This is a genomic window from Prosthecobacter sp. Pr1, assembly GCF_057652315.1.
The window spans coordinates 18,225-43,730 of sequence record NZ_JBYFBS010000009.1 but is presented as its reverse complement, the minus strand read 5'-3'; the positions used below and the strand labels follow the sequence as shown (position 1 = coordinate 43,730).

The 25,506-nt window shown below is 60.0% G+C and carries 20 protein-coding genes and 1 tRNA gene; 8 read left to right on the top strand and 13 right to left on the bottom strand.

Going from position 1 to position 25,506, the window contains the following annotated elements:
* Positions 1–37 precede the first annotated feature (37 nt).
* A complete protein-coding gene (locus AC24GY_RS15815) occupies positions 38–553 on the top strand; it encodes a hypothetical protein (protein WP_487684891.1) in 516 nt (171 codons plus the stop codon).
* Positions 554–639: 86 nt separating this feature from the next.
* On the opposite strand, the gene AC24GY_RS15810 is transcribed toward AC24GY_RS15815, so the two are convergent.
* The 7 genes from AC24GY_RS15810 to AC24GY_RS15780 all read right to left on the bottom strand — a co-directional run bounded on the left by AC24GY_RS15810 (position 640) and on the right by AC24GY_RS15780 (position 12,927).
* Positions 640–2,805: a CHASE2 domain-containing protein gene (locus tag AC24GY_RS15810; protein WP_487684888.1), complete on the bottom strand. Its 2,166-nt coding sequence runs from the start codon at positions 2,803–2,805 to the stop codon at positions 640–642.
* A gap of 6 nt (positions 2,806–2,811) precedes the next feature.
* The gene (locus tag AC24GY_RS15805; RefSeq protein ID WP_487684885.1) at positions 2,812–4,578 is read right to left on the bottom strand and encodes a ShlB/FhaC/HecB family hemolysin secretion/activation protein; all 1,767 of its coding nucleotides are present in this window, start codon (positions 4,576–4,578) and stop codon (positions 2,812–2,814) included.
* 19 nt (positions 4,579–4,597) lie between these two features.
* A complete protein-coding gene (locus AC24GY_RS15800; RefSeq protein ID WP_487684882.1) occupies positions 4,598–9,760 on the bottom strand; it encodes a beta strand repeat-containing protein in 5,163 nt (1,720 codons plus the stop codon).
* An 87-nt stretch (positions 9,761–9,847) separates the two neighbouring features.
* A complete protein-coding gene (locus tag AC24GY_RS15795) occupies positions 9,848–10,795 on the bottom strand; it encodes a FecR family protein (protein WP_487684879.1) in 948 nt (315 codons plus the stop codon).
* Positions 10,796–10,956: 161 nt separating this feature from the next.
* Positions 10,957–11,757 carry an SOS response-associated peptidase gene (locus tag AC24GY_RS15790; protein ID WP_487684876.1) on the bottom strand — a complete coding sequence of 267 codons (801 nt, stop codon included), beginning with the start codon at positions 11,755–11,757 and terminating at the stop codon, positions 10,957–10,959.
* Positions 11,758–11,877: 120 nt separating this feature from the next.
* Positions 11,878–11,952 (bottom strand) — tRNA-Arg (locus AC24GY_RS15785).
* 75 nt (positions 11,953–12,027) lie between these two features.
* Positions 12,028–12,927: a sterol desaturase family protein gene (locus AC24GY_RS15780; protein WP_487684873.1), complete on the bottom strand. Its 900-nt coding sequence runs from the start codon at positions 12,925–12,927 to the stop codon at positions 12,028–12,030.
* A 188-nt stretch (positions 12,928–13,115) separates the two neighbouring features.
* On the opposite strand from AC24GY_RS15780, the gene AC24GY_RS15775 reads away from it, so the two are divergent.
* The 5 genes from AC24GY_RS15775 (at position 13,116) to AC24GY_RS15755 (ending at position 18,933) form a co-directional block, all read left to right on the top strand.
* Positions 13,116–14,519 carry a phenylacetate--CoA ligase family protein gene (locus tag AC24GY_RS15775; RefSeq protein WP_487684870.1) on the top strand — a complete coding sequence of 468 codons (1,404 nt, stop codon included), beginning with the start codon at positions 13,116–13,118 and terminating at the stop codon, positions 14,517–14,519.
* 70 nt (positions 14,520–14,589) lie between these two features.
* Positions 14,590–15,633: a zinc-dependent alcohol dehydrogenase gene (locus tag AC24GY_RS15770; protein WP_487684867.1), complete on the top strand. Its 1,044-nt coding sequence runs from the start codon at positions 14,590–14,592 to the stop codon at positions 15,631–15,633.
* A 13-nt stretch (positions 15,634–15,646) separates the two neighbouring features.
* A complete protein-coding gene (locus tag AC24GY_RS15765; RefSeq protein ID WP_487684864.1) occupies positions 15,647–16,885 on the top strand; it encodes a hypothetical protein in 1,239 nt (412 codons plus the stop codon).
* Complete coding sequence (locus tag AC24GY_RS15760) at positions 16,882–18,054, top strand: hypothetical protein (RefSeq protein WP_487684861.1); 1,173 nt, start codon at positions 16,882–16,884, stop codon at positions 18,052–18,054. The genes AC24GY_RS15765 and AC24GY_RS15760 overlap by 4 nt, the downstream gene beginning before the upstream one ends.
* 309 nt (positions 18,055–18,363) lie before the next feature.
* Entirely contained in the window at positions 18,364–18,933 is a 570-nt protein-coding gene (locus AC24GY_RS15755; RefSeq protein WP_487684858.1) for a GNAT family N-acyltransferase, read from the top strand.
* Positions 18,934–19,033: 100 nt separating this feature from the next.
* Here AC24GY_RS15755 and AC24GY_RS15750 read toward each other — a convergent pair whose 3' ends face one another.
* From AC24GY_RS15750 to aroQ, 6 genes are all read right to left on the bottom strand, one after another.
* Entirely contained in the window at positions 19,034–20,086 is a 1,053-nt protein-coding gene (locus AC24GY_RS15750; RefSeq protein WP_487684855.1) for a Gfo/Idh/MocA family protein, read from the bottom strand.
* Between the two features lie 192 nt (positions 20,087–20,278).
* Positions 20,279–20,767, bottom strand: coding sequence for a 50S ribosomal protein L9 (gene rplI, locus AC24GY_RS15745; RefSeq protein ID WP_422314894.1), 489 nt, complete (start codon positions 20,765–20,767; stop codon positions 20,279–20,281).
* Between the two features lie 98 nt (positions 20,768–20,865).
* The gene (locus tag AC24GY_RS15740) at positions 20,866–21,108 is read right to left on the bottom strand and encodes a DUF4404 family protein (protein WP_395732524.1); all 243 of its coding nucleotides are present in this window, start codon (positions 21,106–21,108) and stop codon (positions 20,866–20,868) included.
* A gap of 66 nt (positions 21,109–21,174) precedes the next feature.
* Positions 21,175–21,738 carry an NUDIX domain-containing protein gene (locus AC24GY_RS15735; RefSeq protein WP_487684851.1) on the bottom strand — a complete coding sequence of 188 codons (564 nt, stop codon included), beginning with the start codon at positions 21,736–21,738 and terminating at the stop codon, positions 21,175–21,177.
* A gap of 17 nt (positions 21,739–21,755) precedes the next feature.
* Complete coding sequence (locus AC24GY_RS15730) at positions 21,756–22,412, bottom strand: hypothetical protein (RefSeq protein ID WP_487684848.1); 657 nt, start codon at positions 22,410–22,412, stop codon at positions 21,756–21,758.
* A 64-nt stretch (positions 22,413–22,476) separates the two neighbouring features.
* Positions 22,477–23,022, bottom strand: coding sequence for a gamma subclass chorismate mutase AroQ (gene aroQ, locus AC24GY_RS15725; protein ID WP_487684845.1), 546 nt, complete (start codon positions 23,020–23,022; stop codon positions 22,477–22,479).
* Positions 23,023–23,112: 90 nt separating this feature from the next.
* Between aroQ and mnmA the strand changes: the two genes are divergently transcribed.
* Positions 23,113–24,198 (top strand): tRNA 2-thiouridine(34) synthase MnmA, encoded by a 1,086-nt coding sequence (gene mnmA, locus AC24GY_RS15720; protein ID WP_487684842.1) that lies wholly within the window; start codon positions 23,113–23,115, stop codon positions 24,196–24,198.
* Positions 24,195–25,361: an NAD(P)/FAD-dependent oxidoreductase gene (locus tag AC24GY_RS15715; protein WP_487684840.1), complete on the top strand. Its 1,167-nt coding sequence runs from the start codon at positions 24,195–24,197 to the stop codon at positions 25,359–25,361. The genes mnmA and AC24GY_RS15715 overlap by 4 nt, the downstream gene beginning before the upstream one ends.
* Positions 25,362–25,506 lie beyond the last annotated feature (145 nt).

The window sequence follows — 25,506 nt, the reverse complement described above, 5'->3', positions numbered from 1 at the left end:
GGCTTGTGGCGCGGAAAACTTTCTCCACATTCGCTGCATGAAATCCTTTCTGCTTTTTCTGACTGTTGCGCTGCTTTCATCCTGCCAGACCACCACTGAAGAGTACAACGTCGGCAGCGTGGCAGAGGCGAAAGCGTTTGCGAGGAGAGCGGTGGAGGTGGGCTACATTCACGCGGGAGGAGAGGCGGCGCTGGTCGCGGAGAAGTCCGTCGGCAGGCCGCTCGAAGGCAAATGGAGCCCGCAGAAGATTGACAACTTTCTGAACCAGTATGCGGCGGAACATCCGCGCCTGATGGAGATCAACAAGGCGGCCACCACGGGGAAGATCAGTGAGAAGGAGCGGGTGATCCTGGTGAATGTGCTGCGCGGGCAGGAGGAGAGGCTGGCTGAAGCCAAACTGGCCGAGCAGCAGGCAGCTGCGGACAACCTCAATGAATCGGCGATGATCAACAGCCAGAGTTCATCGTATCGGCAAAATTCGGCGCTCATGCAGGCGACTCCCCAGTCAAGCTATAGCGGGTACGGGACGGGGTTTGGTGGCACAAGCTTCTGAGAAAGTAGTATCGAGCTTTAGCTCGTTCTGGAAACGCATGCATCACACTCAGAATCCCGAACGAGCTGAAGCTCGGGAGTGCTTTTTTACTTCGTCTTCATGACATAGACTCCATCCCAATCAGCAGGAGGAGGATTGAGTTTCATGGCCTCGCAGCGCTCGATCATGACAAGAGAGGGGTTCGCATCCTGATGAATCTCGCGTCTGGCTGAGCGCCCAAACAGGGCTTTTGCGACGTCCCACTGCTGGGATTGATAGGCGGCGATGCCTTTTTCAAAGAGATGGAGGCACTCCTCGGTCTCAGGTGAAATTTCGTTGGTGAAGCCGACGAGTTCATACACCTCGGCCGGCGTGCTACGGCCTTTGACGACGATGCGGTCAAGGAAGCGATAGGTGATATCATCCCTATGCTGCTCGGCCATGGTTTTGGTTTCGCCCGTAATCATGGTATAAACGCCATAGCTCTTGGCCCCGCTCTCACTGCGTGCCGCCAGGTTCACGGTGTCTCCCATCATGGTGTAATTTTTACGACGGCTTGACCCCATGAGGCCGACGGTGGCAGGACCCGAATTCAGGCCGATGCGGGTTTTCATCTCATAGACGATGTCAGGCCAGTCAGCCTCTTTGCGCCATTTCTCGCGCAGTTCGAGCTGGCGCTTCTGGATGAGCAAGGCCGCACGGCAGGCACTGTGCGCATGACCTGCAATGTGCACAGGGGCATTGAACATGCCTACGATGGCGTCTCCTATAAACTTGTCGAGATTGCCACCGTTGTCCTCCAGGATGTTGGCCATCTCGGACAGGTAGTCATTCATCAGTTGTACGAGGCGCTCAGGAGTCAGCTTTTCTGAGAAGGAGGAGAATCCTGCGATGTCGCTGAAGAAGGCGGTAATCTCCGCTGTATGACCGCCGAGCTTCGGCTCTTCTCCGGAGGCAAGCAACTGCTTGACCACCTGTGGGGCGAGGAATGTGCCAAATATGCCGGTGATGCGGCTCTTGGCACGCAGTTCGATGATGAGGCGATGCAGGATGGAGCCGCCCTCCACCATCATGAAGCCGAGCACGGGCCAGGCGAGGGGCAGGTGCAGACTTTCCTTCTGGAAGAAGTGGAATGCAGCATAGGCATAGGCGCCGATGAAGAGCGCAGGGATCAGCACGGCCATCCAGATGCGGCCGAAGCGCACGGGTATGATGGTGAGCAGAGCGATGAGAGCCCAGAGGCCGATCAATTGCAGAAAGTCGGGCCTCCTGATGTAGTCTCCGCTGAGGATGTTGCTGAGGGCGTTGGCATGAGTCATGACCAGACCGACAAGCGGCTCGTGTGGTGTGGGGCCGAGATCGGCGAGACCTTCTGCCATCTGGCCGATGAAGAGCGTCTGGCCGGTGATGGGCGGAAACCCTTTGGGCCATTCTTGGCCCTGATTGTCCCGCAGGCTGCCCATGAGGCGGGCGTAGGAGAAGACGGAAAAGGTGTCGGGATGGCGATAATTGATCGTCATCCGACCGCGATCATCGATTGGGATGCGCCACTGCTGGTGCTTTCCCTTGATGCGGATGCTGTCGCCGAGGGTTACGTCCACGGCATCGCTCTCCACGCCTTCGCGTGTGAGCAGCGCCTGCAGCACAAGGCTGGGGAAGATGCGGGTGCCGCAGCGCACGACCAGCGGCAGCACACGGCGCACGCCATCAGGTCCCGGCGGTGCATTGACAAAGCCGACATGCGAGCTTTCGCCGATGATCTCGACGGGCAGCAGCGCCGTGTCATGACCGATGAGGCGGCTGATATCGCCATGGAAGCTCGTGATGGCCTTGGTATTGCCCGCTAATTCGGCCTCGAATTTCTTCTTCTCCAGCGGTTCGGCGACGGCGCCGGTGATGGAGGTGGTGATCTGCACCAGCGAGTCGCCAAAGGCAGCATCCAAGGTTGGGTCGGAGCTCGGTTCAGTGAAGAGCAAATCAAAGGCCAGCGCCACTGGAGGGCGCGTGGCGATGTGGTGCATGAACCGGGTGTGCACCTCGCGGCTCCAAGGCCAGCGGCCAAACTGAGCCAGAGCATCTTCATCAATGGCAACAACAAGGACCTCCGGCGACGCAGGCGGATCTGACGCAGCACGTGCTTTGAAGCGCCAGTCGAGTGTGAGGTTCTCCACTTCCTCCCCCAGTGGTGTGAGGCTGAAGCCCAGCGCGAACAGCAGCACCAGCGGCAGCAGAATGAATTCAAAACGCAGGCTGCCGAGTTTCCTTTTTCTCATGCGCGGCTAATACTTCATGTTCATGCCGAAGTGCAAGCGGCCCGCAGGCGCGCCGACCAGGCCGGTGCTGCGCAGATTCCAGCCGTAGGCGAGGCGCATATCGAGATTGCTGCCGAGGCTGTAGCGCAGGCCCACGCCTGAGCTTTGCAGATTGAGATTCGGCTCCGAGGCATAGGTGCCCACGCTTTCCAGATAGGCGAAGTCGTAGAAGACGAAGGTGTTCAGGTTGTCCACTTTCTTGCCGCCCCAGGTGGTGAACTGAATCATGGGCAGGTTCAGCTCCATGTTGGCAACGATGCCGCGATCTCCACGTGCGGAGCTTTCATTGAAACCGCGCACAGTCTGGTAGCCCCCTGCAAGCATCTGCTCTGTGGGGAGCAGACGCGTGTTGGAATACTGCCCCGCCGTGTGCATGAGAGCGGAGAAGCCAAACGGCAGGCGGATGAGGCGGTCCAGTTCCGCCTTCGCGTACCAATACTTCGCCTGGGAACCCGCGCGCAGGCTGTCAAAGGCGGCGTAATTGTTGTGCCCGAGTACATTGCCCGGACTGTAGATGGCGGAAATGCCAAAGCGTGTATAGCCCAGAGGGTCATGCACGAGGAGATTGTATCCGGCGCGAAATTGGAGCACCTCAGCGGTGTTTTGCGAGAAGGTCTGGCCGCCAAAGAGGATGTCGGAGGTGGTGCTCTTGTAGTCGAGCGCCACGGTGGCCTTGTGCTGCACTTTGCTCCAGGCGCTGGCCAGCGGAACGGTGTAGGCGGCGGAGAGCTGGCGGTTCCTGCCGTTGACGCCGAGAAGTCCTGCGGCCTGCCCGGACTGTGTGGCGGAGTCCACATACACGCCGAGAAGCTGCAGCCGGTGACGCCACGGAAGGGGAATGTCCCAGGCCAGGGCATGCGCCTTGAGCCGGTCGAGTTCCTGATTGCCGGTGAAATTATAATTCATCGACTGCTCCGTGCCAAACAACTGCATCACGGTGAAGCCGCCGGAGATTTGATTCAGCCCTGTGGAGCGCAGGCCGGAATTGGCATAACCGATGTAGGCTTTGACGGGATTGTTCTCGGTCGTTTTTAAGACGATGTCGCTGGTGCCGTCCTTTTTGCCGCGCTCGTAGATGACGTTGACGTTGCGGATGGGGTTCTCGTTGAGCCAGGCGACGTCGCTGGAGATTTTGCGGGTGTCGATGCGCTCTCCGGGCTTCACGCTCACTTGGCGGGCCATGTAAGTAGGGTTGGAGCGTTTGGCTCCTTCCACCTTCACCTCTCCCAGCACGCCTTCACGCACGATGACCTGCACATGCCCGCGGGTGATGTCCTGCTGAGGCAGGTAGGCATCCACGAGCGGGAAATCGGTGGCCTGATAGGCTTTGTTGATGCTCTTCACCATACGGTTGAGCACGGCCATGCTGAGCGGCTGCCCCATGAATTCCTTCTGCAGGGAATCGGCGAGCCCGGCAGGCAGATGCAGTGCCGGGTCCACCACGAGAACATGGCTCATGTCCTTGTGCATGGACTTGGACGGCTTCGAAATCAGGTGCAGGCCTTTCAGATTCACACCGAGCGGTTTTGTATCACCCTCGACATTGTCAGCGTCAGGTTTCTTGGAGGCTGCGGCCGCATCATCCGTGGCTGGCTGCGCACGTGGAATCTGCATTCTGTCCACCAGCGTGCCGGCACCGGTTGCATTGGGAAACTCCTGGGCACGCAGGCTGCAAGGCAGCGCGCAAACGATCATGGCAAGCAGCAGAAACTGCATGAATGAGAACGATGGCATAAGGTGTGTGGCTGCGTGGTCAGCGGAGCGCATGATCGAGTTCCTCCTGACTTTGAGGGGTGGTGGCGTTGTTGAGTTTAAGGATGACAAAAGGTCCCGGTGGGACGCCATCGAGAGCGGTGTTTACCATGCCGTCCCATGAAAGGACAAGCGCAGTGCCGTCCTCTCCCAGGGCCAGCGAAAGATCCTGAGCTCCAGCGGGCGCAAGCAATGAGTGGATATGGGTCTGCACCTCAGGTGCCGCAGCCGTGCCGGTGGCATCCATGACGGCGAGTCCGCTGGCTTCGTTCACAATGTAGTCGCCCAGGCCACCGAGAGCGAGTGAGAGCTCTCCAAAGGCTCCCGGTGAAATGCTGGCACGCAGGGCAGTTTCGATGGTGGCGGGAACAGGTCTGCCATTGACCTCCACGGTGGTGCTGCCGGAGACAAACTCGAGCCGTGCCGTGCCATCGCCACCCAGTGCCATGACCAAGGTGCTGAAGGATTCTGGTGTGGACACTCGATTGAGGAACTGCTGCACATTGAGCGAGGGCAGGGGATCTCCCAAATTGAGGGATTGTGCGCCTGCCTGCACGGTGAGAGGGACTTCTCCCGTGCCGATCGCGCCGATGGCGAGTTCGCTCTGGGCCAACAGGCTCATGCTTGCGTTTAACTGAGCCACGGAAGCCGCGCTGGGGGCACCCACTGCGGTGCCGATGGCGAAAAGTCCGCCACCATTTTGCAGACGGATGGTGCCATCGCCCCCGAGACTCAAGTTGAGCTCGCGTTCAGCAGTGGCAGACGTGCTGGAATTCATCTGCGACTGAAGGCTCAGGCTGGCTGGACCACCGCCGCCAATGGAGCCACTGCCAGAGCCGAAGGTCTGACCGAGAAAGGCTGAAGTGGAGGCTGTGCCTGCAATGCCCGCGCCACCGGCCAGAGCACCTGAGATACTCTGCGCGCCGATTCCACCGCCAGCTACGCCTGCGATGGAGGTTGTATTGAAATTGTTGGTTTGGGTGGAGGATGAAGAAGTCGATCCACCCGGTGGGTTGAAGTTTTGCAGGAAGACATTGGTCACCGGAGTGATGACAGCGCTGGTGGAAAAGCCGGTGGTGGTGATAGTGCCGAAGCCTGGCTTGGTGAGCGGTGAAGTCACCACCTTGGTGCCGTCCACGAAGAGCTGATTGTCACCGCCGCCACCGCTCAGGTTTTGCGTGAAGGTGTAGAAATTGGTGACGGTGTTGTCATTCCCGGTACCGAGATTGAGGCCGATGGTGTTCACGCCAGTGAAGGCGTAGCTGCGAGTGCTGACGGTGATTAAAGACGCACCAATGACGTAACCTTGCCCGGTCTGGAGGCTGGTGTCATCGAGGATGAGTACCGCGAGGGGATTGCCTCTGCCGTTCACGCTGCCGTCGATGATGGCCTGATTGGAGAAGACAAACCGGTTCGCGCCCGTGCTGCTGCCAGTGAGATTTTCAAACGAGCTGAAATGGATTGCGCCCAGAGTGCCTGAGTTGTTCGCGGTGATCTGAAACACATTGCCGCCTTCGGCACCGACGAGGGTGTCCGCATGACTGGCGGAGCCGATGAGGTTTTCAATGCTGGCGAAACTGGCGGTGCTGACGCTGACCGGGCCTGTGGCAGAGGCAAAGGTGACAGTGTCATTGCCTGCGCGCCCGGTGACTGTCAGGGAGTCAGTCGTCAGATGGGAGAGGTCGATCACGCCGTTGAAGGTGGCGGAGAAGGCTTGCGCAAAGATCTGCGGCGCACCCACAAGCCTGCCGCCGGTGAGATTCACGGAATGCAGTGCCGCCGACTGCCCGACGCTGCTCTGCAAGGTGACATCACCCGTGAGGCCGGCATTCAGCGTCAGATCACGGCCTGTGCTGCCGCCGTTGCTGATGGCTCCACTTACGGTGATGGATGCTCCGTTTGGCACGGCGCCGCTGCGCGTGGTGTCCAGCGTGGCATTGGCAGCGAGGGTGACGGGACTGCTGATGATGATCTCTCCGCCCGCAGTTGTGATGCCTGCGCAAAGAAGGGTGTTTGATCCATTCAAGGTGACAGCACCACCGAGGTCGATGATCTGCTCGCTCACGGTGATCTCGCCCAGGGTCAGGATCGTCAAAGGTGCGCGCCATGTCGAGGCGCGGATTTCAACATCTCCCGAAGTGGCGGCGCCGATGGTGATGTGGCTCAAACTGGATGAGAGCGCGCCGATGCCGGCGGAATTGATCAGGAGCGTGCCCGCTGCGCCGTCTCCCAGCCCGATGGTGGTGCCCGCAGAGACTGAGCGGATGGCCAGCGTGCCGGTGCCACCAATTGTTGAGGCTCCCGAAATGCTGACGGTGTCGGTGATGATGATGGTCGCGCCACTGTTGGTGATGGCGGTGTTGGCACCAAGATCCACGCCGGTGTTTTCATAGCCGGTGGGAGTGCCGATGCCGGAGACCGATATGGTGGCACCTGCGCTGGTGATGACGGTTCCAGCATCCTGAAGAGAAACGCCATGATTGCCGCTACCATCGCCACCACCAGCCACGCCGAGGAGCGTGATGCCGCCTGCCGTGGGCAAGGTGGAGGTGGAGCGGATGGTGGACCCATGAATCATGAGGATGCCGACATTGCCGTCCCCCGTGTCTCCGCTGCGACCGTTTAAAGCGATGGCCCCCATCCCTGACGTGGTCAGCGTGACGTTGTTCAGGATGATACCAGCGAAGTTGCCGCCTGTGGCAGTGGGGAACTGGTTGGCATCCAACTGCATGCGTCCATCCACCACGGAGATCGTGGCTCCGGAGTTGGCGTTGATCTCGCGCGTGGCTGTCAGGTAGATGGAGCCGGTGCCGGTGTTGGAAACATGGCTGCCATTCACTTCGATGCCGTATCCATTCAAAGTGATCACACCGCCTTGTGATGAGAGGTCGGCATTGATGCGGATGTGGTCCGTGTTGGTGGTGATGATGCTGACGCCGCCGAAGGCGCTGAGCCCTCTGTCCGTACCGATGGTGCCAATGGTGAGCCCCAGCGTATTGAGGATATGGATGGAGCCAATCGTGCCGATGGTCGTCACAGTCTGGACGGCGTTGTCGGCACTGGTGAGGTAGAAGTCGCTGTTGCCTGCGAGTTTAAGCCCCCACGACGTGATGGAGCCATGGCCGAGAACGCTGCCACCCGTCGTTTGGAGGGTGACCACGCCAAAGGCACCTGCGCTGACTGCGCCGCCATTGTCCAGCAGGATGGCCGCCGTTTGAGCGCTGCCGCTGGAGCCGGTCCTGCCCGCAAGCGTGATGTTGCCGCAGTCCGAAAGGATCTGCCCGCCAATGATGATGGCCTGGAAGTCTCCCTCAAACGAAGTGGCTCCCTGATTGGCGTTGAGGGTGACATTACCCGCGTGAGTAAGGATCTGCGACCCTGCCAAAATCTGCACGCTGCGTCCGGCATTGATGACAACCGAGCCGCTGCCGCTGGACTGAATCATCCCAGTGCCGCCGCCCTGTGTGGTCATGATGAAATCACGATCCGCATTGATAGTCAGTGTGGTGGAAGAACTCCACTGTATGAGCCCCGCGAGTGTGATGTTCCCCTCGCCGCCTGTGGCGTTACGGTCGGTCTGGATGATGAGGTTGCCGCAGTTGGTGTCGAGCCACGTGGAAATGTCCGAGGCTCTGAGCGTGTTCGCCTGCGCGGGATTGGTGATGGTATTTCCTGCCACGCAGTTGGTGATGAGGATGTCGTTGGGATCGAGCAGCAGGGTGCCTGCGCTTCCTTGAGGCGCGCTGAGATCAACGCGGCCTGTCAGTGATTCAATGATCAGCGCCTGCTTGCCGGAAAGCTCCGCCTGCCCGCCATCACCGCCGGTCACGCCACCGCGTGCCTGCAGGGTGCCGCTGAAGGTGAGCTGGCCGCTGGCAAAGGCCACCACCGTGCCGCCGTTGCCGCTCTGAATGGCATTGGCTGCAAGGATCGCCCCCTGCTGAATTTCCACCTGCGTGGAATTCGCCATGCTGGCGTCCAAGCCCTGCGCTCCGCCGCCTGCGAAGATGCTGCCGCCCCCCGTGGCTCCTCTGGCGCTGATGAGCGCCGCACCGCCGAGGGTGAGTGAACTGCCGCCCAGCCGGATGGCACCGCCGTTGCCGCTGGCTGCGTCGGCACGAATGGTGCCGTCGATGAATGTGACTGTCGGCGCTGTGGCAGTATCTGCGTCGCCCTGCGGCCGGGCGTTGATTTCGATCTGTCCGCCTGCGGTTTCGCCATCGGCAGAAACGACAATGGCGCGCCGTATGGTGACTTCTCCGCCCGTCACCGCGATGCTGCCACCGCGACCCGTGGTGCCATTGGCATCCACTCGTCCGCCCAAGGTGGCGCTGCCTCTGTTGCCGGCATTGATTTTGATCTGCCCGCCGTTTCCTGAGGGACCACGCGCCACCAGCTTGCCGATGCTCTCGATGCGTCCGCCGTTGGCACTGAGGATGATGCGGCCGCCCTGCCTTGTGGCGGCGGTGGCGGCGATGCGCCCCGTATTGCGGATGGCCAGTGCATACACGTTGCCGCCGTGGGCTTTGAGTTCTGCGACGTTCGCTTCGATGAGGCCGCTGTTGGTCACGCCCGTACCGCGCCGAGGTCCAGCGGCATTGCGCACGATCACGCGTTCATCGCCAGCGGGCATGATGAGTACATCCGTACCTGCGGCCAGTCCCACCGTGCCATTAGGCGCGCGGATGGCACCTGAGTTGTTGACCTGAAAACCGATGAGAAACACATCGCCGCTGGAGGCGCGGATGGAGCCTGCATTGGTGACGCCTGCGGTGGTGTTTCCTTGATAGACCATCTCTCCACCGGCCATGAACATGCGGTTGCTCAGATCCAGCGTGGAGGCCGTGAGGCCCGCCACATCCACCACCGAGCCCTGGCCAAAGACGATGCCGCTGGCATTGATAAGGAACAATTGCCCATTGGAAGTGAGCGTGCCGTTCAGGAGAGAAGGGCCGCCATCCAGCACGCGGTTGAGCGTGGCCGAATTGACATCCGGCACGATGAAGTTCGTGTGCTCGCCGCTGACGATGTTGAATGTGCTCCAGTCAATGACGGCTCGGTCCGTCTGCTGATGGATGGTCGTCAGTCCAGGGAAGGTGTTTTGAATTTGTGCATCTCCCAGCACCACCACGCCACCAGTGGGATTCGCAGAAATTTGAACCACTGATCCGTGCAGGAAAATCCATAACGCAGCCCCCCAAACGAGGGCGCGGACAGTCCTCAAAGATGGACACACCAAAGCCATTCCGTTTTATTCCTGAGGCTTGGGATTGGTGGCAGCGGTTTCCAGCGGGACGATGACGACTTCGCCGTCCTTCGTCTGCACGTAGCCTTTGCCGTTCTCCACGGAGACGGAGTAGAAGGCACCTTTTGCCACAGCGACACCACTGGGCGTCTTGATCTTGAAATCCATCTTGCCGGAGGTCTCAGGCTTCACCAGTGCGCCGATGGCCCCGTTCTTCAGGTCCAGCAGCACCTTGGGTGCGTCCTTGGACTCGACGATCTCAGCCACCACCGCCTCGGAATTCGGGCCGAGGCGAATCGCGGACGTTGTTGTCATAGTCACCGTGGCGTTTGAATCCGCACCGGTTTTGAGTGTGCTGCCCACGGTCACGATGTCACCTTCCTTCAGTGCGTGCTCGGCCTGACCTGGAAGAGTCTCGGTCACTTTGCCTTTAACGATCGTCACCTTGCCGCTCTGCGGCACCTGCTTCTTCACATCGTTCGGAGTCACGTCCACCTTGCCATGCTCCACTTTGACGAAGCCTTTGCCATCTTCCACGGCCACCGCAAACATCGTGCCGCGCGCAGCAGCGATGCCGCTGGGGGTCTTCACCTTGAAGTCCATGGTGGATTGCGCCTGCGGCTGAATCAGCGCGCCGAGGCTGCCTGACTTGAGATCCACCAGCACTTTGGGTGCTGTGTCGGAATCCACGAGTTCCATGAATACGGCCTGTGAATTTTCAGCGATGCGGATGGCCGACTGCTTGGTGGTCTTGATCACCGCACGTGAAGCAGGCCCGGTCTTCACCGTGGAGCCCACCGGCACCGCATCACCCACCTTCAGCGGAGTCTCCGCATTGCCACCCATTGGGATGAGTGTCACCTTGCCAATCGCCACCGAAACGGTGCCGTTGGATTCCGCCGCCATGCCATGCCCGATTAGAGCAAAGACCACCATGGCTATGAGGAGTTTCATGATATTGAATTTGTCGCACTTCATAAATTCGTCAAAAAAATAAACGCACCAAGATCAATGATGCGTCGCTATTTTGCGTCATTCTCAAGATTTACTATAACATCCATTATAGGATTTGCGCTTGTAAGAGCTTCGTAAACTAAGCGAGAAATTTAGCTCGGTCAGGGCTCAAAGAGCATCATTTGTGGACCGGGATCCACTCCCACTTTGACCGGCTCATCTCCAGCCTGCGGCACGGGAGGCGCGATCGGGCGGAGGGTTTCCTCACTTTTGTCGCGGGAACGATTGGCGGTGGTGGAGACGCGGTAGGCCTCCAGCATCTCGCTCTCATAGGGACGAAAGAGGGCGCGCAAGTCGTCGGCACTCATGCCGGGCTGCATCCATGCAAGGGCACTTTCGTCTTCCAGAATGAGGGGGCTGCGGTCGTGAAACTTTGCCATGTAGCGCCCCGGCGGCGTGGTGACGACACTCATGGAGGTGATGACGGCCCCACTTTCGAAATCCTCCGGGCTGCGACTCTCCCACACATCCCAGATGCCAGCCAGCAAGACAGGTGCATTGTCCGTGCGATGAATGAAGTAGGGAGTGGTGCGGTCAGGCCATTCATGCCAGCCCACCACGGGGATGAGGCAGCGCTGGCGCAAGATGGGACCGCGATAGGAGGCCAGCTCAAAGATGCTCTCACACCGCGCATTGAACGTGAGTCCGAACTTCTTTGCGACCTCCCTCTTGCCGCCTTTGGCCCACGATGGAACCAAGCCAAAGCGCATGCGTTCGATGCCGATCTCGTCAGCCTGCATGGTCAGCACGTCCGCGTAGTCCGTGGGGCAGATGTTGTGGATCACTGGCACCTCGGACTTCGTGTCCTCGTCCTTCTTTTTGGGCCGTCGTTCGATGCGCAGTTTCTTCCCCGCGAGAGAAAGCGCGGGGATCTTCGCGAACTGGTTCAGACGGCCACACATGGGAGGGCAGGAAAGCGCACGCATGCGCAGAGGCAAATCAGAACTCGTATGACAAAGGCGCTAAGGATGCCTTTTGGCAATGCCTCCCTAGTGAAACCAAGTTCCAGCCATGTAGCAAGCTGGTGCGCCCGCCAGGAATCGAACCTGGATATGCGGCTTCGGAGACCACCATTCTATCCGTTGAACTACGGGCGCGTTGTTCGGGGAGCGATGCTTCGCATGGGCACCGGAGTGCAGCAAGTCGTTTTCGGGGTGGGGTGCCCACCTTTTTCACAACAACTCGTGCTTGTGGGTGCCTGCTTTGGCGGAGGACTGAAATTTGTGCCAGCGGAAGGGCTCCACCACCTGGCCCCAGAACGTGCGGGGCATGGCGGACTTGATGCCGATCTCCACCGGGGGGCGGCGTTTGGTGTCGTCGTAATACGTCCCGAAGATGATGTCCCACAGCATGAGGTTTTCGCCGTAGTTTTTATTGCCTTCGCGCAGGTCCATGGAGTGGTGCCAGCGGTGCAGGGCAGGGGTGTTGAAGATGTAGTTCAGCCAGCCGAAGCGCATCTGAATGTTCGCATGCGTGAGAAAGCCGATGTAGGCGGTGATGGCCCCGAACCACAGCACCACGCTCTGCGGCGCGCCAGCCAGCGCCAGCAGCGGGGCGGAGAAGAGGGCGCTCTTGAGAGTGTCGATGATGTGAAAGCGTCCGGTGTTGAAGAACCACAGCTTTTTGGAGCTGTGATGCACCGCATGGAACCACCACAGCGGCATCCATTCATGCGCGATGCGGTGCGCCCAGTACAGGCCAAACTCAGCGATCACCAAACCCAGCACCACCTGGAAAAACATGGGCCAGTGATTCGGCCAGTACCCTGTGCCCAAGTCCCCTCCCACCACGGAGGCAAGGCCGAGCCAGGTGGCGGAAATGATGATGAGCTGCACAAACGATTTGGTGAAGGCCGTGTGCGCCAGGTCTGGAAACTCCTGCCCGTCCGACTGCAACCAGGCTTTCTCATGCGGATACACGCGCTCCAGAAAGTAAAGCAGCGCCGCGAGGCTGAAATAGGTGATGTTAAAGGCCAGCGGCCCTTGCTTGTGCGCGATGCCGATCCCGGTGGGGATCAAGGCAGCAACGAGGATCAGGGGCCAGAGCAGGTATTCGAATATCTTGCGGAGCATGGGGTCGATTTACAAAGCAAGAATTGGGCGGATTTCCAGTGCGGATGTGGTGAGATGATGTGCGGGGATTGCGGGGAGGGGTAGAAAATGTCTGGCGGCTCGGATACGGCCCATATGAGCCGCAAGATTCATCCACCCTCCGGCTCGCGCCTTGACCGCACGCTCTCCCAACCCGACAACCATCCACCATGAGTCGATTGTTCAACATTCTTCGCGCACGCCGGGCCGTGAAGGAAGCCCATTTCATGAGCCGTGCGGACCTGCTGAAGCTGCAGGAGCGCCGCTGGCGTGCCATGGCGCGCTATGCTCTGGAGGTGAGCCCCTTTTACCGGAGGCACCTCGCGGGCATCGATGTGGAGCGCTGCCAGATCACGGACATTCCGCCCATGACGAAGGAGTTGATGGTGGAGAACTGGGATGAGATCGTCCCTGACAAGCGTTTGCGCCGCGCTGAGCTGGAGAAGTTCCTTCATGATCCGAAAAACTGGGGGACGCTGCTGCATGGCCGCTGGATGGTCAGCACCACTTCCGGCACCACTGGCCCGGGCTTTGCGGTTCCGCATGACATCGCCTCCGTGGACTGGGGGCATGCCTGCCAGAATCTGCGCAATTCCACATCTCCGCACAGCGCCAGCCAGCCGCCGCTGCCGTTTTTTCGCAGGCGGCTCAAGGTCCTGGCCTTCGTCACGGCCACTTCACCTTCCGTTTCTGCCGCCTTGTATGCGACGCGGCCCTGGATTGGTGCGCTGTTTTGCACTTATCACCGCATCAACATCACCGCGCCTTGGAGCGAAATCCTGGCCGAGGTGCAGCGCATCCAGCCGGATGCCATGATGGGATATGCCTCCTTGTTTGGCCGGCTGGCGCAGGCCCAGCTCAATGGCGAGCTGAATCTCCGCATGCCCAAGGACAAGGGCTACATCTGGGCCGGAGGAGATGCCGTGACGCCTGGCATCCGCGACCTCTGCCGCAGGGCCTTCGGCATTGAGCCTTTCAACATGTATGGCTGCGGTGAGACGCTCGGCATTGCCCGGCAGTGGCGGGGCATGGAGCACCTGCATTGCCATGATGACATGCTGGTGTTTGAGGCGGTGGACGCTGCCGACCAGCCGGTGCCCGATGGCGTTCTCTCCGACCACGCGCTGGTGACGCCGCTCATCAACAAGGCGCTGCCACTGCTGCGCTACCACGTTCATGACCGTGTCAAACTCGGGCCGGTGGATGCCCATTGGCCGTTCAAGCGGATCGAGCAGATCATTGGCCGTAGCACGATGTGCTATGTGTTCAAGACTCCGGAGCGGCACGTGTTCATCGGCACTAACTTTCTGTTCTTCATGGATGAACAGTACGATGTGGCGATCTACCAGTTTCGTCAGACGGGGCCGGATGCCGTGGAGTGTCTGTTTGTCCCGCAACCGGGTGTCGATGTCGCTGCACTGCAGCAGCAACTGGAAGCCCTGATGCGCAGCTGCCTGGATGATGGTGGCTGCACGAGTGTGAAATGTTCGGCACGCAGGGTGGCTCAACTCAGCCCGGACCCGCGCACGGGCAAGGTGGAGCAAAACGTACCGCTGCCGGATGAGACGGCTTGAAGAAGTGAAAAGGCCCTCGCTCCGGGATTCCTCTTTTCACTTCTTCATCCCTTTTTACTCTCTCCGCCCCATGAAGTCCGTCATCGCCATCGCCCCAGGAGAACTCGCCATCCTCGACACGCCGCAGCCCAAGCCCGGGCCGTATCAGGCGCTGGTGCGCACGGAATGCGCCTGCCTGTGCAACCGCACGGACTCCGAACTGCTCGCCGGTAAATTTCCCGGCATGGAGGACAAGTTCCCCTTTGCCCTCGGCCATGAGAGCGTCGGCATCGTGGTCGCGGTGGGAGACAAGGTGAAAAATTTCAAGGTGGGAGATCGTGCGGTCGGCGGGCTTGTTTTCGATCTGCAAACGGAGGGCGTCGATTCCGGCTGGGGCGGCTTTGGGGAGTACACCCTGGCGAATGATCACGATGCCATGGTCGCAGACGGCGTGGCCGATGAGGCTCACGGCTGGGTGGAAGTCTTCGAAATTCAGACCCGTGTGGATGCCGACATCCCACCGGGGCAGGCCGTGCTCCTCTGCACCTGGCGCGAGGTGCTCGGTGCCTTTCGTGACTTTCACCTCCAGCCTGGCGATGACGTGCTGATCTATGGCGCTGGGCCGGTGGGCCTCAGCTTTGTGAAGCTCGGCCGCCTCTTTGGCCTCGGCTGGATCGGCATCGTGGACCGGCATGCGGACAAGCAGGCCAAGGCGCTGGCCTTGGGTGCGGATGCGGCCTTTGCGCCGAGTGACCTGGAGATCGGCGAGCTCTCCAAGATTCGGGGCAAAAAGCTGGATGCCGTCATCGACGCCGTCGGTCATCCCGACATTGTCCAGCAGGGGCTGCCGCTGCTGCGCCGTGGCGGCTCCCACTGCATCTATGGCGTGCTCACCCACGGCGTGCTGCACATCGACAAAGCGAAGGCCGATTTCAACTTCAACCTCTTCGTCCATCAGTGGCCCACACGCCGCTATGAGAAGGAATCTCAGGCCGCTCTCTGCCAGTGGATTCGTGAGGGCAGGCTCACCTCGGCGGATTTCATCACGCACCGCTTCCCGCTGGATGAGATCACCGCCGCATTCAAAGCCGTGGCCGAGCGCAAGGTCATCAAGGCTTTGCTGGAATACGCATGAGGCGGCTCTTCAAATGAAGCTGCAAACCTTGCTGCGCCGGTGCATGCAAATCGTTCTGCCGTTCGTCCACTGGCGTGTGCCGGTGGTTCTGCTGCGCGGACCTGCGCGGGCTTCTGGCCGGGAGGTGGTGATGCTCAGCGCAGGATCCCCGTCCGCCTTCATCACCGGACGTTTCTTTGCGCAGGAGCCCACCGTGGTGCGCCGCACTCGGGTGCCCGTCTGGCGGCTGCAGCGCTTTGTTAACGAGTGTCGCGCTGTCGCAGACCTGATGGACATCGAAATTGACCGGGTATCTGCACGACTGTTTCTGGACACGAAGTACATCGCTCTGCCGCGGTGGATCACCAGCTGGATGAAAGTCCCGGAGGATCTGCGGGAGTTTGGGCGCACGCACCGCAATGCCCAGACAGACCTCCGCCGCATACGCGTGAAAAACTTTGAGTGCCACCTCAGCCGGGAGGAGAAGGACTTCGATCTCTTTTGTGATAAGTTTCATCGTCCGCACACCACGGCACGGCATGGTGACATGACAATGGTCTCCCCCCGCTGGATGATGAGGTACGTGTTCCGCCAGGGAATGATCCAGTGGGTGTCTCGCAAGGGGGAGAAACTGGCCGGTGGGATTCTCACGATCAAGGGAAAGGAGCTGACCAGGCGGGTGAACGGCGTGCTGGATGGGCGGGCGGATCTGCTCAAAGAGGGAGTGTTGAGCGCGCTCTACGTGCATTCGATGCAGGAGGCCAAACGGCTGGGCTGCACCGAGCTCAACATGGGTGGAAGCATGCCCTCGCTGCATGACGGAGTCTTTCGCTACAAGAGCAAATGGGCCACGGGCCTGCGCAGTCATGATGGATTCATCTCCGCCAATTGCGTCACACTGCTGGCCTGGAATCGCCTGGCGGGGCCGGTGGCTGAGTTTCTGAGCCAGACCTCTCTCATTCATCATGATCAGGACGGCTACTCAGCCCTATGGGTCTTTCCACACGATGAGCCGCTGACAGCGAAGACTCTGCAGCAGCACTATGACAAGCTCGATACCGCCGGCCTGCGCCGGTTTGACATCCTGCTGCCCGGAGAGGTGCCTGAGGAATTTGTCTGCCCCGCCAATGTGCGTCTTATTCCCCTGACAGCGGTGCATGAGGGAGGGCCTGAACAGTTGAAGCTTTGCGAACTTGCAGCGCCTGCATTGACCCATGAAACCATCCTGCCCGATGTGAACTCAACCAGCCAAAGTCACGCTCAGCCATCATGATTGTCTTTCTGCATACCGTGCTGCGATGGTGGGTGGGCCTGCGCCTGCCATTCACCAGCTGGCGCGTTTCCGTGCAGGAGCTCTGCGGCACCTCGCGTGCGTCTGGTCAGGAAGTCCGGATGCTCGCGGCCGGAATGCCACGCTGGGCTGCGCAGGTCGGCCCCTACTTTTTTGCAGGGGAGCCCGTGGTGGAGAAAACCACCCAGGTGCCGGTGTGGCAGCTGCGGCGGCATCTGAACCAGCGGCAGGCCTCAGCCGACTTGACCCTCGTGGGGATTGACCGCATTTCAGCCCGGCTGTTTTTGGGGAAGGACTTTCTGGTGATGCCGCCCTTGATCTCCACCTGGCAGTCGGTCCCTGAGAATGCGTCGGATTTCTCCCTGAAGCGCAGCAGCGTGGCGTCGGATTTACGGCGTGTTAAAAAGCAAGGCTATACCAGCCAGCTTTCCAAGGCCGCCGGTGATTTTGATCTGTTTTACGAGCATTTCTACAAGCCCTATATTCTGGGCCGGCACACCACGAACGCCCGCCTGACGCCCCGCTGGATGCTGCGGCTGGTTTATGCTTTCGGTTTCATTCAGTGGCTGACACTGAATGGGGAACGTGTGGCCGCAGACCTGGTGATGAAGCAGGGCAGGGGCTACAACCTGGTGGTGACAGGAGTGAAGGATGGGCGGCAGGACCTTCTGCGTCAGGGGGCTCTGGCCGCCCTCTACGTTCATTCGCTGGATCATGCCAGGCAGCTCGGCTGCACCCGCATCCTTCTGGGCAGCAGCAGAGCCTTTTTGCAGGATGGTCTGACGCGCTACAAGGGCAAGTGGATGCACGGCTTCAATCAGGATGATGGACACATCACCGCCAACCATGTTCTGCTGCTGCGGTGGAACCGGCTGGCTGGGCCCGTGGCGGAGTTTTTGAGCAGCGCAGGGCCTATTCATCATGAACAGTCCGGCTATTCCGCACTCTGGGCATTTCCAAGTCATCTGCCCCTGAGTGCTGAAACTCTGCAAAAGCAGTACGATGTATTGAAATTGAAAGATCTATATCGTTTCCGCATCTTGCTGCCAGGCAAGGCTCCGCCTGGCTTTGTGTGCCCGCCGGAGGTGCGCTTGATCGAACTGGCGGCAGCGGAAAAGGCTGGGGCGGGTGGCATCATTGGCCTCGGTTAACTTGAAAACCGCTCTTGTAGCAGCAACGGCATGTTGATCCCCGGGTTTGGAGGCAGTGGCTGCAGCTCGTTCTGGGTTCAGTTGGAGGCTGGGGTTCTAAATCCCTTTTGAACTCAGTGAACCTAGAACCCATTGTGCGGGGATGACCTGGATTTGCCGGATGTGGCACTGCACGCCAAAGCGCTCCAGACGCGCGGGTCTCCGAACCCGAAGCAAGCGGTGTGCCGTGATTTTTTAATCTATATTTAGGCGTATTTAGTTTTGCTTCAGGCAAACTCTTTATCATAAAGAGAGGCAGTTTATCAAATCATGGTCCAGAAGATTCCTTTTCACGAAAATCGATCCATCATAGCGCAGATCCGGCGTGAAGTTTACACGACCGGCCTGCTGCATGAGATCGATGAATTTGATGAATTCGCCCATCATTTTGCGCTCTTCAACACCGCCGGAGACATCACCGGTGTGGTCCGCATGCTGCGCAGCGATGAAGTGCCGCGACTGGAACTGCAAAGTGAATCTGATGCGCAGGACCTGGTGTTCCCCCAGAGCGGGCTCATCATGGAAGTCTCACGCGGCTGCGCCCGGAAAAGCCTCGCCGGCATGCCGCTGATGCAGCTGGCCGTGGCGATGCAGGATTACGCCAAAAAACAGAAGGCCGCGCATGTGGTCACCAAATCCGGCAAGCGCCTGCTGCCGCTGTACCAGACCATGGGCTTTCGTGTCTTCGGCAAGCCATTCTACTCCGACTGGTTTGACGACCGCAAGACCGGGCTGATGAGCATCCCCATCATCTACGACTTCGTCAAACCCGGCGGGCTTCCCGCTGTGGCCGGGCCGCAGCCCCAGCAGCATGAGGAAGAAGAAGTGCTGGTGTGGTAAAACGACTGAGTGAAGTGGTGGTGCGGGCAGTGCGGGCACAAAAAACCGCGCGACGCTGCAGCGCCACGCGGTTGTGAGTGATCGCAACGGAGGATCAGATTCAGCCGAGATCCGCAATGCGCACGGGCTTGCCGCCCTGCTCCGCGCTCTTGTCGGAGGCGAAGATGACTTCAAAGGTGCGCAGCGCTTCGGGGAAGCTGGTGAGCGGCATGTCCTTGCCCTCGTCCAGGGAATCAAAGAAGGCCTGGAACTGGGATTCATAGGGATGATCGCTCACGTCACCGGAGTCGAGCATCTTCATGGAGAGCTTGCTCCAGGCGTGCTTGTCGGTGTGCAGCTTCATGGAGTGGAACTTGTCGTCCAGCAGGCTGCCCTGGCTGCCGCACAGGTGGGTGTGGAAGTAGTAGGGCTGCAGGCAGTCCACCACGGCGGCGGATTTGCCCACGGCGCCGTTCTTGAAGTGAATCAGTGTGACGCTGGTGGTGTCGTACTCATAGGGCTTGAAGATCTCGCTCTGCGTCTTGGTGGAGAAACTGGTGACGCTTTCGATTTCGCCGCCCATGACCATGAGCAGGGCATCCAGCGCATGGCAGCCGGCGGTGAGCAGTGCGCTGCCGCCGTCCTTCTTGCCGGTGTTCCAGCGGAACTGACCGTACCAAGGGCCGATGCCGTGGTAATAGTCGACTTCGCCATAATGGATGCTGCCGAGCAGGCCTTCATCGATGAGCGCCTTGGTCACTTGGAATTGATTCGAGAAGCGGCACTCAAAGCAGACGCAGCCTTTCACTCCGTTGGCCTTGGCAGCGGCGACGATCTCGCGCACTTCCTGCAGCGAGTTGGCCATCGGCTTTTCGAGGATGATGTGCTTCTTCGCATTCGCTGCCTTGATGGCCTGATCCCGGTGCTGGCTGGGGTAGCTGGAGATGTCCACCACGTGGATGTCCGGATTGGCCAGCATCTCGTCGATGTTTTGGTAGCTCTTGATGGGCGTACCGTGCTTCGCCGTCAGCTCGGCGTCGTCCAGTTTGCGGGAGGAATAGATCGCGGTGACCTGTCCCTGCTTGGTTTTGTTGATGGCGTCAATGTGAGCGCTGGCGGCCCAGCCGTATCCGATGATTCCGACGTTGTATTTCTTCATGGTGAGTGGGGGCATGCTCCAAACCGGAGGCATGATTGTCAATATCAATACCCGGTACGGAAGTGTCTCTTTCGAGTCTTTTTGCACCAGAGTGCACGCATTAGGCGGCGCACAACAACTTCAGCCAAGCTCCCTATCTGCTAAAAAAACAAAGCCGCGTTGTTCACGCGGCTTTGCAGGAGGGGTTTTAAACTGGAGGGGCTGGCTTTATTCAGCGTCGTCTTCAGCAGGAGCGGCTTCGCCGGCGGCGGAGACGTTCAGCTTGACGGTGGCGGTGATTTCGTGGCCGAGTTTGACGACGATTTCGAAGTTGCCGGTGTTCTTGATCGGCTTTTCGAGGACGATCATGTGACGATCCACTTCGATCTTGGACTCTTCGGAAAGAGCCTTGGCGATGTCGATGGTGGTGATGGAACCGAAAGCCTTGCCGCCCTGACCGGTGGAAAGGGTGAGCTTGAGCTTCACCTTCTTCAGCTTGGAGGCAATCTTTTCAGCTTCAGCGACTTCCTTGGCTTCGCGCTCGGCACGCACGGCCTTGAGACGCTCGGTGTAGCGCAGGTTGCCCTTGGTGGCTTCATAAGCCTTGCCTTGGGGAAGCAGGAAATTGCGCGCAAAACCGCGCTTCACGCTGACGACGTCAGCTTCGGCTCCGAGGCCTTTGATTTGTTCTTTGAGAATAACTTGTGTGTTTGGCATGGCGACATTCCCTCGGGGAAAAAGGGGCGCGAAACTACACGCCTCCTAAGTTCTGTCAAAGGCGGATTCTAGGTTCTTTTGAAAGTGTGGGTTCCACTTCAGATCCCCATGTTGGCCAGCGTGGTCGCCAGCCGGTTCATAAAGCCCGTCGCTTCAGGGTGCGCGGCCTCGAGTTCTTCCACGGAAGAAAGCCACTGGCCCTGGGCCTGCCCGGGCTCTGCGGTGGGGGCTTCTGCCTCGGTCTGTGCCAGCAGCTCAAGCAGCTTGGTTTTCGCGGCTTCTGGCAGATCGCCTGCGTCTGCCACCAGTGTCTTGAGTTGTTCCAGTTGCTCTGTGTTCATGGTCTTCCCACTCTGTCACCGTGAGCATGTCCCGACAAGAGTTTTGATGCCGCAAGAATGTGCAAGTCATGCGGTCAAATCGCCACGTCCTGCCACTGCCAGCAGCGCGAGCACGCTGATGCTGTCGCGGATGCGTCCATCGCGGGCCATTTGAATGGCCTCAGTCAGCGGCAGTTGCAGGACTTCGAGTTCCTCCGTGTCCTCGGGCTGCGCCTCGGTGTGGGTCAGGCCGGTGGCGATGAAGATGTCGCAGACTTCGTTGCTGGTGGAATTCGAAAGCTGGATGCCGGAGAGCAGGGGCTCGATGGTGGCGGCAACGATGCCGGTTTCCTCCCTCAACTCACGCCTTGCTGCCTCTAATGGGGATTCACCAGCCGGACAGCCGCCTTCGGGGATCTCCCACTCATAGCGTCCGTGGCAGTAGCGCCACTGGCCCACGAGCCAGGTGTGGCCTTCTTCATCCACAGGAATGACGCCAACCGCGATGTTCTTGTACTCCACCACGCCATAGATGCCGGGGCCGCCAGTGGGTTTGAGCACCTGATCCTCACGCACGCGGATCCATGGATTGGCATAGGTCTCCCGGGTGGAAACGGTTTTCCAGGGGTTGGGGTGCTGGGGGAGATTCATGGTCTGAGAATGAGGATTCACTTCTCTGTGGAAAGAACCACCCCGTCTGCCTCCACCAGATACTTTTTGATCGCCTTCAGCACCGGGCCCAGCGTCTTGTCGTTCTGATAAGGGCCCATGGCTCCATACATCGCCATGCCTTTGACCATTTCCTCTGGCACCGTCTTGCCCGGCACCCGCACAGCGCTGACTTTGGCATCGGGTCCCAGCTCGGTCATCTCCAAGGTGTAGTCCACTTCGCCGACGAGGTAACGCTTCGAGTCCTCCCAGAACTTTTTATTCATGGGCAGGCTGACATCGGTGACGATCGTCTGCTTCGCGGCATCCAGTGATTTCACCCTCAGCATGTCTTTGTAGCTGCCGCTTCCGCCGTCTGGAGCCAGCACGAGCATGGAGTTGAGCTCCGCCACGCTGAGTTTCATCGTGGCCGGTTTGCCCGCATTCGCTGCATCGGCAAAGTCGGTGAGCTTTTTCTCCAGGTCTGGCACCGCCGCCACGTCAGGCAGTTTGGCAGGGGCCGACTGAGTGATCGCCGCGATGGCCGCATCCATCGTGGTCAGCGTGTAATAGCCCCACCAGATGATGAAGACGAAGACTCCGACCACCGCACTCATGATGATGCAGCCGTAGCCGGAGTGGAACTCGCTGGTGGGAACTTTTTGAATCTTATCCATCCCTCATCTGAATGCGGCGCTGGCAAAGATCAAGCCGGGGTTCGTCCGGGAGGTTATGAACTGCTCAGGGAGCAAGCCCGGCCTCAAGCCCTTCCAAGGCTGGCTGACTGACCGTCTTCGAGTAACCTGCACGGGCGAGGCGCTGGCCTGCCTCCACAAGGATGGCGGCGGATGCTGCTGGAGTACGTGGCTTGGCGAGGCTGGCGATCATCTTCTGCCCAATGGCATCCAAAGCCGGACGCACAGTCAGCTTGAGATCGGGCACCATCACATAGGAAGTCACCCCCTGCGGATGCTTTTGCAGCCATTCCTCCTGCACCACTTTGGCCGCCACCATCTGCCCGGTGAAAAAGCGCCGCACGTTCTCTTCTTTCAACCCAGCCGCGACACCGCGCTGCGTCATGGCGCGCAGCAGTTCCGCCTCACGCACAGGATCGGTGATGGGCAATGACCGCACCTGCTTGGCCATGGCCACTTCATCCATCCAGTTCAGCCGCTCCACCATCAACATGGGAAGGGAACTGCGAGAAGAGCAGGCAGACAGCATCAGAGCCAGTCCGAGGAGGGCGGCATGGCAGCATGAAAGGAAGGGAGAAAAAACAAAGCGCATGCGCCGAGATATACCGGCAGGTGGCGATGAACAAGCAATGACGCTGCGCCTCTTGATTGACGCCAGCCATCAGCCGCCGATTCTCAGCGGATGAAGATTCTCGCAGCCATGTCCGGAGGCGTGGACAGCAGCGTGGCCGCAGCCGAGCTCGTCCGCGCAGGGCATGACGTGTCCGGCGTGTACATGAAGAACTGGATCAATGAGGAGAACATCATCGGCCACTGCCCGTGGGAGGAGGATATCACCGATGCCGAGGCGGTGGCCAAGCAGCTGGGCATCCCGTTTCGGGTGGTCAATCTCATGACGGAATACCGCGAGAAGGTGGTGAAGTACCTGATCGAAGGCTACCAGGCCGGCATTACTCCAAATCCGGATGTGATGTGCAACCGCGAGATGAAATTTGGCGTCCTCTGGGACTGGGCGCAGGAGCATGGCTTTGAGGCCATCGCCACCGGGCACTATGCACGCAAGGTGGATGCAAACAGCGAGCATCCAGCCTCCATCCTGCGCGGCGCAGACCCGAACAAGGACCAGACCTACTTCCTCGCCATGATGCAGCCGCATCAGGTGCGCATCGCGCAGTTTCCCATCGGGCATCTGCTCAAGCCGGAGTTGCGGGAGAAAGCCCGTGAGTTCGGCCTCAAGACAGCGGAGAAGAAAGACAGCCAGGGCATCTGCTTCATCGGCCAGGTGAAGATGGAAGATTTCCTGCGCACTTTTGTGCCGGACCAGCCGGGGCCCATTGTGAATCTGGAAGGGAAGGTGCTGGGCGAGCATCGCGGCCTGCACCTCTACACGCTGGGCCAGCGCAAGGGCCACGGCGTGGCCAGCCCCATCCACAAGCAGGCCTATGTCGTGGTGGCCAAGCGCCCGCAGACCAACGAACTCGTGGTCGCCATTGAAAATTCGGACACACCGCTGCTCTGGGCACGCAAGGCCACACTGCATTCCATTTCCAGCACCGGCGCCCCTTTGCAGGAGGAGCGCCTGCTGCAGGCCCAGCCACGCTACCGCTGCCCGGCAGGCAATGCCATCTTCCGCCCGCTGGGCGATGGTCGCGCGGAACTCGAATACTCGGAGCCGCAGCGCGCCCTCACGCCGGGCCAAATCTGCGCCTTGTATGATGGGGAACGCCTGCTCGGTGGCGCAGTGTTTGAAACCATCCAGTACACATGACCCCCACCATTCTCATTCTCGGCGGCGGTTGCTTTGGCCTGACCGCTGCCCTTGAGCTCCGCGCTCGGGGCTGGCTGGTGACCTTGATCGATCAAGGCCCGCTCCCGCATCCCGACGCCGCCTCCACGGACATCAGCAAGGTGGTGCGCATGGACTACGCCAACGACGAGCAGCATACGGCGATGGGCGAGCTCAGCCTGCGACGCTGGCGCGAGTGGAACGCCCGCTGGGGCGAAGACCTCTACCACGAGGTCGGCTTTCTCGTCATGTCCCGGGACACGATGAAGCCCGGCGGCTTTGAACATGACAGCCGCGCCTTCCTCACGCCACGCGGCCACCCATTACGCCGGACCCCGGCTGAGATGCTGCGGGAACTGCACCCGGCCTGGAATCATGCGCTTTACCGTGATGGCTACCTGAATCCCGCCGGTGGCTGGGTGGAAAGCGGGCGGGTGATTGCGCGGCTGGCCGCCGAGGCCCGGCAGGCCGGAGTGGAAATCTCCGAAAACGTGCCTCAGCCGCGCCCGCAGTTCACGGGCTCCCGCTGTACCGGCATCACCTCCGCCACCGGGCAAACCTGGCAGGCCGATGCCGTCCTTGTCGCCGCCGGAGCCTGGACGCCCACGCTGCTGCCGCATCTGCAGGAGGTGATGTGGGCCACCGCTCAGACGGTCTTCCATTTCCAACCGCAGGATCCGCGCCCCTTCACTCCGCCGCAGTTTCCCGTCTGGGGTGCCGACATTGGCCGGACCGGCTGGTATGGCTTTCCCGCCAATGCTGCCGGACTTGTCAAAGTGGCCAACCACGGCCCCGGCCGCCGGGTCAATGCCTCAGATCCGCGAACCCTGCCGGCAGGGGAGGAGGAGCGCTATCGCGCCTTCCTCCGCGAAACCTTTCCCACCCTGGCAGACGCTCCGCTGCACTCCACCCGCGTCTGCCTGTACTGCGACACCTTTGACGGAGCCTTCTGGATCGACCACGACCCCGGTCATCCCGGCCTCATCATCGCTGCCGGAGATTCCGGCCACGCCTTCAAGTTCACGCCCGTCTTGGGTGAAATCATCGCCGATGTCGTCGAGCGAAAGCCGAACCCATGGGCGGAGCGCTACCGCTGGCGCGAAAAAACTGCCACCAGTTCGGACGGTGCCCGCGCTTCAACGTAGGCCATCTTTCATGCCGAGTATGGGTGGTAGAAGGTTGGCTTGAAACGTTACGTAAATAGCTATTTAACAATGCTTAATAATCATTTGTCACTGAATATTTATATAACCCTAGTTGAGCCATCGTGTCTCCAAGCAATGAAGATGG

Excerpts from the sequence above, each read along its gene's own strand:
- AC24GY_RS15815 (WP_487684891.1), top strand. The coding sequence starts at position 38 with ATGAAATCCTTTCTGCTTTTTCTGACTGTTGCGCTGCTTTCATCCTGC.
- AC24GY_RS15810 (WP_487684888.1), bottom strand. The coding sequence starts at position 2,805 with ATGAGAAAAAGGAAACTCGGCAGCCTGCGTTTTGAATTCATTCTGCTG.
- AC24GY_RS15805 (WP_487684885.1), bottom strand. The coding sequence starts at position 4,578 with ATGCCATCGTTCTCATTCATGCAGTTTCTGCTGCTTGCCATGATCGTT.
- AC24GY_RS15795 (WP_487684879.1), bottom strand. The coding sequence starts at position 10,795 with ATGAAACTCCTCATAGCCATGGTGGTCTTTGCTCTAATCGGGCATGGC.
- AC24GY_RS15790 (WP_487684876.1), bottom strand. The coding sequence starts at position 11,757 with ATGTGTGGCCGTCTGAACCAGTTCGCGAAGATCCCCGCGCTTTCTCTC.
- AC24GY_RS15780 (WP_487684873.1), bottom strand. The coding sequence starts at position 12,927 with ATGCTCCGCAAGATATTCGAATACCTGCTCTGGCCCCTGATCCTCGTT.
- AC24GY_RS15775 (WP_487684870.1), top strand. The coding sequence starts at position 13,116 with ATGAGTCGATTGTTCAACATTCTTCGCGCACGCCGGGCCGTGAAGGAA.
- AC24GY_RS15770 (WP_487684867.1), top strand. The coding sequence starts at position 14,590 with ATGAAGTCCGTCATCGCCATCGCCCCAGGAGAACTCGCCATCCTCGAC.
- AC24GY_RS15765 (WP_487684864.1), top strand. The coding sequence starts at position 15,647 with ATGAAGCTGCAAACCTTGCTGCGCCGGTGCATGCAAATCGTTCTGCCG.
- AC24GY_RS15760 (WP_487684861.1), top strand. The coding sequence starts at position 16,882 with ATGATTGTCTTTCTGCATACCGTGCTGCGATGGTGGGTGGGCCTGCGC.
- AC24GY_RS15755 (WP_487684858.1), top strand. The coding sequence starts at position 18,364 with ATGGTCCAGAAGATTCCTTTTCACGAAAATCGATCCATCATAGCGCAG.
- AC24GY_RS15750 (WP_487684855.1), bottom strand. The coding sequence starts at position 20,086 with ATGCCCCCACTCACCATGAAGAAATACAACGTCGGAATCATCGGATAC.
- rplI (WP_422314894.1), bottom strand. The coding sequence starts at position 20,767 with ATGCCAAACACACAAGTTATTCTCAAAGAACAAATCAAAGGCCTCGGA.
- AC24GY_RS15740 (WP_395732524.1), bottom strand. The coding sequence starts at position 21,108 with ATGAACACAGAGCAACTGGAACAACTCAAGACACTGGTGGCAGACGCA.
- AC24GY_RS15735 (WP_487684851.1), bottom strand. The coding sequence starts at position 21,738 with ATGAATCTCCCCCAGCACCCCAACCCCTGGAAAACCGTTTCCACCCGG.
- AC24GY_RS15730 (WP_487684848.1), bottom strand. The coding sequence starts at position 22,412 with ATGGATAAGATTCAAAAAGTTCCCACCAGCGAGTTCCACTCCGGCTAC.
- aroQ (WP_487684845.1), bottom strand. The coding sequence starts at position 23,022 with ATGCGCTTTGTTTTTTCTCCCTTCCTTTCATGCTGCCATGCCGCCCTC.
- mnmA (WP_487684842.1), top strand. The coding sequence starts at position 23,113 with ATGAAGATTCTCGCAGCCATGTCCGGAGGCGTGGACAGCAGCGTGGCC.
- AC24GY_RS15715 (WP_487684840.1), top strand. The coding sequence starts at position 24,195 with ATGACCCCCACCATTCTCATTCTCGGCGGCGGTTGCTTTGGCCTGACC.